Origin of the sequence: Streptomyces sp., from assembly GCF_036566765.1 — a bacterium.
GTDB lineage: Bacteria > Actinomycetota > Actinomycetes > Streptomycetales > Streptomycetaceae > Streptomyces.
The window spans coordinates 1-6,743 of the sequence record NZ_DATCVQ010000227.1 but is presented as its reverse complement, the minus strand read 5'-3'; the positions used below and the strand labels follow the sequence as shown (position 1 = coordinate 6,743).

Annotated in this window: 7 protein-coding genes; 4 read left to right on the top strand and 3 right to left on the bottom strand. The window is 73.0% G+C overall.

Features of this window, described 5'->3' with window-relative positions; genetic code table 11:
- Positions 1-1,567: lipopolysaccharide biosynthesis protein (locus VIU94_RS13110; RefSeq protein WP_331910924.1), on the bottom strand; the 1,567-nt coding region annotated here is incomplete at its 3' end.
- On the bottom strand, positions 1,564-2,766 hold the full coding sequence (locus VIU94_RS13105) for a glycosyltransferase family 4 protein (protein WP_331910926.1): 1,203 nt from the start codon (positions 2,764-2,766) through the stop codon (positions 1,564-1,566). The genes VIU94_RS13110 and VIU94_RS13105, both read right to left, overlap by 4 nt.
- A 195-nt stretch (positions 2,767-2,961) precedes the next feature.
- Between VIU94_RS13105 and VIU94_RS13100 the strand changes: the two genes are divergently transcribed.
- On the top strand, positions 2,962-3,441 hold the full coding sequence (locus tag VIU94_RS13100; protein WP_331910922.1) for an FAD synthase family protein: 480 nt from the start codon (positions 2,962-2,964) through the stop codon (positions 3,439-3,441).
- Here the strand turns inward: VIU94_RS13100 and VIU94_RS13095 are convergent.
- A complete protein-coding gene (locus tag VIU94_RS13095) occupies positions 3,422-4,144 on the bottom strand; it encodes a CDP-alcohol phosphatidyltransferase family protein (protein WP_331910920.1) in 723 nt (240 codons plus the stop codon). The two genes, VIU94_RS13100 and VIU94_RS13095, sit on opposite strands and share 20 nt — an antisense overlap.
- 205 nt (positions 4,145-4,349) lie before the next feature.
- On the opposite strand from VIU94_RS13095, the gene VIU94_RS13090 reads away from it, so the two are divergent.
- The 3 genes from VIU94_RS13090 to VIU94_RS13080 form a co-directional block, all read left to right on the top strand.
- The gene (locus VIU94_RS13090; protein ID WP_331910918.1) at positions 4,350-5,288 is read left to right on the top strand and encodes a ketopantoate reductase family protein; all 939 of its coding nucleotides are present in this window, start codon (positions 4,350-4,352) and stop codon (positions 5,286-5,288) included.
- A gap of 78 nt (positions 5,289-5,366) precedes the next feature.
- Complete coding sequence (locus VIU94_RS13085; protein ID WP_331910916.1) at positions 5,367-5,723, top strand: ArsR/SmtB family transcription factor; 357 nt, start codon at positions 5,367-5,369, stop codon at positions 5,721-5,723.
- A gap of 108 nt (positions 5,724-5,831) precedes the next feature.
- A partial coding sequence (locus VIU94_RS13080) for an MFS transporter (RefSeq protein WP_331910914.1) occupies positions 5,832-6,743 on the top strand: 912 nt, incomplete at its 3' end.

The window sequence follows — 6,743 nt, the reverse complement described above, 5'->3', positions numbered from 1 at the left end:
ACTGGGCCGCCGACTTCGCGGCGGCCTTGGCGGCGCGCCGCCCGGGCGCGGTGAACATGACGGCGCCGAGCACGGTGCCTCCCGCGCCGCCGATCAGCTCGCGGATCCGCTGGAGGTCGGCGCGGTGGACGCTGCGCGGGTCGCAGACGATCAGGACGCCGTCGACCCGGTCGACCAGGGCCAGCGCGTCGGCGTAGGCGAGGACGGGCGGGGCGAGGACGACGACGGTGGAGTTCGGCGAGTCGGCCTCGGCGATCAGCCGGCTCGCCCGGGGCGAGGTCAGGGCGCGGGCCACGTTGCGGACCCGCTCGCCCGGCACCAGGCCGAAGGAGCCCGACTCGCCCGCGTCGACGGAGAGTTGGCGAAGGCCAGGCCAGCCGCTCTCGTCGAGCTCGGCGGGCGCGGTCCAACGGGGGGCGCTGCTGGCGTTGGCCCGGAGCCGCCCGGCGAGGGTCGGGGTGCGCAGGTCGGCCTCGATGAGCAGGACGTCCTTGCCGGTCTCGGCGAAGGAGGCGGCCAGGTTGGTGGCGACGGCCGCGGCGGGTTCGCTGCTGCCGCGCGGGGCGACGACGAGGAGCCGACGGCGGTCGGCGAACCGCTGGTCGTAGGCGAGCCGGAAGGCGACGGACCGGAACTCCTCGCCGACCCTGGCGTCGCTGTGGTCGCCGGCGAGCAGCGTCTCGGTGGCGCCGCGCGGCAGGGTGCCGAGCACGGGAGCGCGGACGGCGCGGGCGACGTCGCCGGCGGAGCGCGGCGCGGGGTCGAAGACCAGCCGCACCCAGGCGGCGAGAAGGCCGAGCGCGATGCCGACGAGGGCGCCGAGGCCGAGGCTCATGGGCAGGCTCGGGCCGTCGGAGTAGCCCGGGGCGGTGGCCTTGCGGATGACCGTGCCCGGGGACATGTCGAGGGCCTTGAGGCTGCTGATGCGGCCCTCGAGGTCGATCATCCGGTTCGACAGGTTGGTCTTGACGCCGTACTCGGCGTCGCGGGCCGCGCCGGCCGGCATCCGGTCGAGTTCCTTGACCTTCTTGTCGTGCTTGCCCGCCACGTCGTTGAGCTGCGCCTGCTGGCCCTTGAGCATGACGGCCCGGATCTCGGTCCACTGCTTCTTGCGGAGTTCGAGGTACGCGTCGGTCATCGCGTTCGCCCGGTCGGCGGCAGCCTGCGGCGTGTCGGCGGTGTAGCTGAACTGGAGGACCTGGCTCTGCGGCGGGTTGGTGACCTGGAGGTCCTTCTGCAGCTTGCCGACGGTTCCGGTCCAGCCGAGCTTCGTCGCGGCCGCCTCGGCGACGCTGCTGCTCAGCGCGGTCTGCCGCTCGGAGCCGACGTTGAGCGTCTTGTCCTGCGAAATGCTCGGGTTGAAGGGGTCGTTGACGGGGGCGCGCAGCACGACCTGGCTGGTGGCGACGTACGTGTCGGCGTTGCTCAGGCCGAACCAGACGCCGCCGAGGAGGCCGAAGGCGACGCCCGCGCCTATCACCGCGCGGTAGCGCAGGAGCTGCCGGAACTGGTCCCGCAGCAGCTCCGGTTCGTCGTCCTCCACCGCCGCTCCGTGCAAGTTGCTCACGTGCTCGGCACCCCCATGGCCTCGTCGATCAGTGCGTCGATCCGGGCCAGTCCGGCCGCCCGGGTGAGATGGGCTGCGACATGACGGGGCCCCTGGGCGCCGAGCGCGTCGGCGGCGACCGGATCCTGCCCGAGTCTACGGATCTCGGCCAGCAGCGCGTCGGGATCCTCGGGGGCCACCAGGACGCCGGCGCCGGAGCGGAGCACCTCGTGGGCGGTGCCGCCCTCGGCGGCGACGGAGGCGACGACGGGGCGGCCGGCAGCGAAGTACGAGGTCAGCTTGGAGGGGACGCTCATGTCGAGCACGGACGCCCGCTGGGTGACGGCCAGGACGTCGGCCGCGGCAAGCACGTCGGGGAACTCGTCGTCGCCGACCGGCTCCAGGAACTCCAGGTTGGGTATGCCCGCGCCGACGGCTTCGAGGTGGGCGCGCTGGTTGCCGTCGCCGAGCAGCACGACGCGGGTCGCCGGGTCGCGTCGAGCGGCCTCGACCAGGACCTCCAGACCCTGCTTGAGGCCCATGTTGCCGGAGTGCAGGACCACGGTCTCGTCGCCCCAGCCGAGCCCGGCCCGGGTCTTCTCGCGCCGCGTCGAAGGTCCCTTCACGTGCGACCAGTTGGGCACCAGGCGGATGCGGGAGGGGTCGACGCCCATGGCGGCGACCTTGTCGACGAAGGTCTGGTGGATGACGCCGACGAGGGTGGCCCGACGCAGCGCGTACGACTCGGCCTTCGCGGCCAGGTCGGCGGCCCGGTCGCCGCCCCGTATGCCGCTCTGCGCGGCGGCCGCGCCCATCAGGTCCTGGACGACGGGCACGTACGGGACCTTCCAGCGGGCCGCGAGCCGGGCGCCGATGATGCCGCCGGCGAGGCTGGGCATCTGGGCGAGTATCGCGTCGGGGCGGGCCATCACGGGCGGGGCGACGAGCCCGTGGGCGAGCACGCTGGCCTCGAACGCGGCCCGCTTCAGGGCGGTCTGGCGCGGCGGGACGGTGTGCCGGCGGCGGTGCACGACGACCCCTGCGCGCTTCTCGGTGTGCCGCCAGACCCCGGTGTAGGCCGGGTCGAGCGACCAGGAGGGGTAGTGCGGCATGCCTGCGAGCACGTGGGTCTCGTGGCCGCGGTCGGCCCAGTGTTCGGCGATCTGCGTCGCGTACGGGCCGATGCCGGCGTGCTCCGGCGCGTAGTTGGTGGACACCATCAGCAGGCGTCGGCGTGCGCGCGCCCCGCTCGTGCTGGTGCCGTCGCTCTGCGCCGCTTGCGTCACGCGCCGTTCCCTCTCCCCCAGACTTAACCGGACGTCACCCTAATCGTTCATCCGGTCTAGACGGAATGTGCACGCTATCGTCGATATCTCCATCGCGCTGGGGAGCGCGAGCAGTTGGGGGGTTCCTACATGACCGCTGACCGTCCGTACCGCGTGGGGTACGCGCCCGGGGCGTACGACCTGTTCCACATAGGGCATCTCAACATCCTTCGTCACGCGCGCAGTCGGTGCGACTACCTGGTCGCGGGCGTGGTGTCCGACGAGATGGCGGAGCGGGCGAAGGGGCGTCGGCCGGTGATCCCGCTGGTGGAGCGGCTGGAGATCGTGCGCAGCGTGAAGTACGTGGACGCGGCGTTCGTCGAGACGGCGCCGGACAAGCTGGAGACCTGGAAGCAGGTCCGGTTCGACGTGCTGTTCAAGGGCGACGACTGGCGGGGCACGCCGAAGGGCGAGAAGCTGGAGCGGGACTTCGCGGGGGTGGGGGTGGAGATCGTCTACTTCCCGTACACGGTGCACACGTCCAGCACGCAGCTGCGGCGCGCGCTCGACCTCCTGACGCAGGAGGCCGAGCCGGGGACGGCCGGCGGGGTCAGCGAGGGGCTGCGCTGAGTTCCCGGTACCACTTCGTGAGGAACGCCAGCAGGAACAGCGCGCTCGCGACGCCGAGCGCGCTGTAGGCCCAGCGGAACAGCTCGCCGCCGCCCAGCAGCAGGAAGACCAGGCAGAAGACGCCGTGGTCGACGGGGAGCAGGGCGACGGCGCGCAGCGTGGAGAGCGGCGGTGCGGGCGCGCCGGGGGCCGGCCGGGGCTTGAGCTTCTCGGTGAGCAGTCCACCGAAGAAGGTGACGACGGCGGCGAGTTGGAAGCCGAGCGGGACCAGCAGCCAGCCGTCGTCGAGGGTGCCGAAGTGCTCGGGTGCACGGTAGAAGGCGATGAGGACGGCGGTGTGCAGCGCGGTGATCTTCGCGCAGTCCACGACGTGGTCGAGCCACTCCCCGACCGGGCTGCCGCCGCCACGGAGCCGGGCGAGCTGGCCGTCGGCGGAGTCGAAGGCGAAGCCGACGGCGAGCCCGAGCCAGATGAGGACGCCGACGGCCCAGGACGGACCGCCCAGGGCGATGCCGGCCACTGCCGCGAAGCTGAACAGGGCGCTGATCAGGGTGACCTGATTGGGCGTCAATCCGAGCGCGTACGACCCGGCGGCGAGGTATCGGCCGACGGGGCGGTTGACGAAGCGGGAGTAGAGCGAGACGCCCTTCGCCGACTTCTGCGCGGATCTCAGCTCGGACAGTGCGGTCCCAACGGTTCCCATGGCCCCCCCGGGTCTCAGGTGTGCGGTGCGTGATGCGCGGTGCGTGCGTGATGCGTGGTCCGCAGTTCGTGCACATCATCGCAGGAGGCACGGGGCGGAATGGGCGGTCGGGGGCTCACGCCAGGAACAGGATCCACTGGCTTCGGAGTTGACGCATAGGGTCGCAGCATCCGCTCCACCGCTCCCGTTCGAGAGGTACACGCACATGAGGATCCTGGTCGTCGGCGCCGGAGCCACCGGAGGCTTCTTCGGGGCCCTGCTCGCCCGCGCCGGACAGGACGTCACGTTCCTGGTCCGCCCGCAGCGGGCCGCCGCTCTGCGGGAGCGCGGGCTGCGCATCACCGGGCTGGGCGAAGAGTGGGCGATCGAGCCCCGGCTGGTGACCGCGGACGAATCGGCAGGCGCGGACGTCTCGTACGACCTGGTCCTGCTGTCGGTGAAGTCCACCGCGCTCGACCGGGCGTTGGAGGACGTCGCCCCCGCCGTCGGCCCCGGCACCGCGATCGTTCCGCTGCTCAACGGCCTGGCCCATCTCGACGCGCTCAGCGCCCGGTTCGGCACGGACCGGGTGCTCGGCGGCGTCGCCAAGGTCGTCACGACCCTCGACGAGACCGGCGACATCGTGCGTCTGGCGCCGTTGGCCCACCTCACGATCGGCGAGCAGGACGGGACCGCGTCGCCGCGTGTCGAGCGGATCGCGAAGACGCTGGCGGAGGCGGGCATCGACGTCCGCGTGCCGGCCGACGTGGTCGACGCGATGTGGCACAAGTGGGTGTTCATCACGACCCTCGGGGCCACCACGAGTCTGATGCGGGGCACGGTGGGCGAGGTGAACGCGGTGCCCGGAGGCCCGGAGCTCGGCCCGGCGATCCTCGCGGAGGCGGCGGCGGTCGCCGCGGCCGCCGGCCGCCCGATCCCGGCCGAGGAGCTCGCCCTGACGCGGGACACGGTCACGAAGCAGGGCTCGCCGCTGGTCCCCTCGCTCTACCGCGACGTGCTGGCGGGCCGCCCCACGGAGGTCGAGCACCTCTTCGGCGACCTGGTGGCCCGGGCGCGGGAGCTCGACGTACCGACTCCGCTTCTCGACCTGGCCACCCTGCACCTGCGGGTCCACCAGCGGCGCGCTGTCGCCGCGACGTCCTGACCGGTCTCGAACCGTCGTGACCGGTCTCGAACCGTCCTGACCGATCCCGGGACGGCCCCGCCCGCCTACGATGGGCGCATGAGCGTGGGCAGGGAACTGGCAGATGCGCACCATGTGCAGGAGCATGCGGCCGGGGAGCGGCTCGACGTCGCCGTGTCGGTCCTCGGACTGCTCGCCGACCGCACCCGGCTCGCGCTCCTCGCCGAGCTCGGCCGGGGCGAGGCGGACGTCACCACGCTGACCGAGGCGTGCGGGGCCGCCCGCCCGTCCGTCAGCCAGCACCTGGCCAAGCTCCGGCTCGCCGGGCTCGTGACCACCCGCAAGGACGGGCGGCGGGTGGTCTACTCGCTGCGCCACGGCCATCTGCGCCGCCTGGTCGACGAGGCGCTGAACGTCGCCGACCACCAGATCGGCGCACTGCCGCCGCACGACTGACGCAGGTCCTGAGATCCGGGAAATTCTCCGGCGACCGACATGTGCACAGGTACGCACATGTTGATTACGATGATGTGGTCCCTCCCGCCGCGAACCAGGACGGGGCCGATGCTGTCCGCACTGCGCAACCGCACCTACCGCCGCCTGTTCACCGCCCAGGTCGTCGCCCTCACCGGAACGGGTCTTGCCACCGTGGCGCTGAGCCTGCTGGCCTACGACCTCGCCGGCGCGCGGGCCTCCGCGGTCCTCGGGACCGCGCTGGCGATCAAGATGGTCGCGTACGTCGCCGTCGCCCCGGCGGTCGGCGCGCTCGCGGGCCGCGTACCGCGCCGTGCCCTGATGGCGGCGACGGACCTGATCCGGGCCGGGGCCGCGCTCGCGCTGCCGTTCGTCACCGAGATCTGGCAGATCTACGTGCTGATCCTGCTGCTCCAGGCGGCGTCGGCGGCCTTCACGCCCACGTTCCAGGCCACGATTCCCGAGGTGCTGCCGGACGAACGCGACTACACCCGGGCCCTGTCGCTCTCCCGGCTCGCCTACGACCTGGAGAGCCTGCTCAGCCCGGCGCTCGCCGCGGGACTGCTGAGCCTGGTCTCGTACCCCTGGCTGTTCGCCGGCACGACGGCCGGGTTCCTCGGCTCCGCCGCGCTCGTCCTGTCGACCGTCCTGCCCCGCCCGGACCCGGCCGCGAGGGACGATGCCGAGGGCCCTTACGCGCGGGCCGCCTTCGGCGGGCGGCTGTTCCGCGCGACCCCGCGGCTGCGCGCCCTGCTCGCCCTCGACCTCGCGGTCGCCGCCGCCGGGGCGATCGTGTTCGTCAATACGATCGTGCTGGTACGCGACCACTTCCACCGGCCGGCCGGCGCCCTGTCCCTCGCGCTCGGCGCGTACGGCGTCGGCTCCGTGGCCGTCGCCCTGCTGCTCCCCCGGCTGCTCGGCCGCACCGGCGACCGCACGGTGATGCTCGGGGCCGCCGCCGCGCTGCCGGTCGTCCTCGCCGTGGTCGCCGCGCTCGCGGCG

Bases quoted from the DNA above. Each gene is read 5' to 3' on its own strand.
- VIU94_RS13085 (WP_331910916.1), top strand. From the start codon at position 5,367: ATGAGCGTGGGCAGGGAACTGGCAGATGCGCACCATGTGCAGGAGCAT.
- VIU94_RS13105 (WP_331910926.1), bottom strand. From the start codon at position 2,766: ATGGTGTCCACCAACTACGCGCCGGAGCACGCCGGCATCGGCCCGTAC.
- VIU94_RS13090 (WP_331910918.1), top strand. From the start codon at position 4,350: ATGAGGATCCTGGTCGTCGGCGCCGGAGCCACCGGAGGCTTCTTCGGG.
- VIU94_RS13095 (WP_331910920.1), bottom strand. From the start codon at position 4,144: ATGGGAACCGTTGGGACCGCACTGTCCGAGCTGAGATCCGCGCAGAAG.
- VIU94_RS13100 (WP_331910922.1), top strand. From the start codon at position 2,962: ATGACCGCTGACCGTCCGTACCGCGTGGGGTACGCGCCCGGGGCGTAC.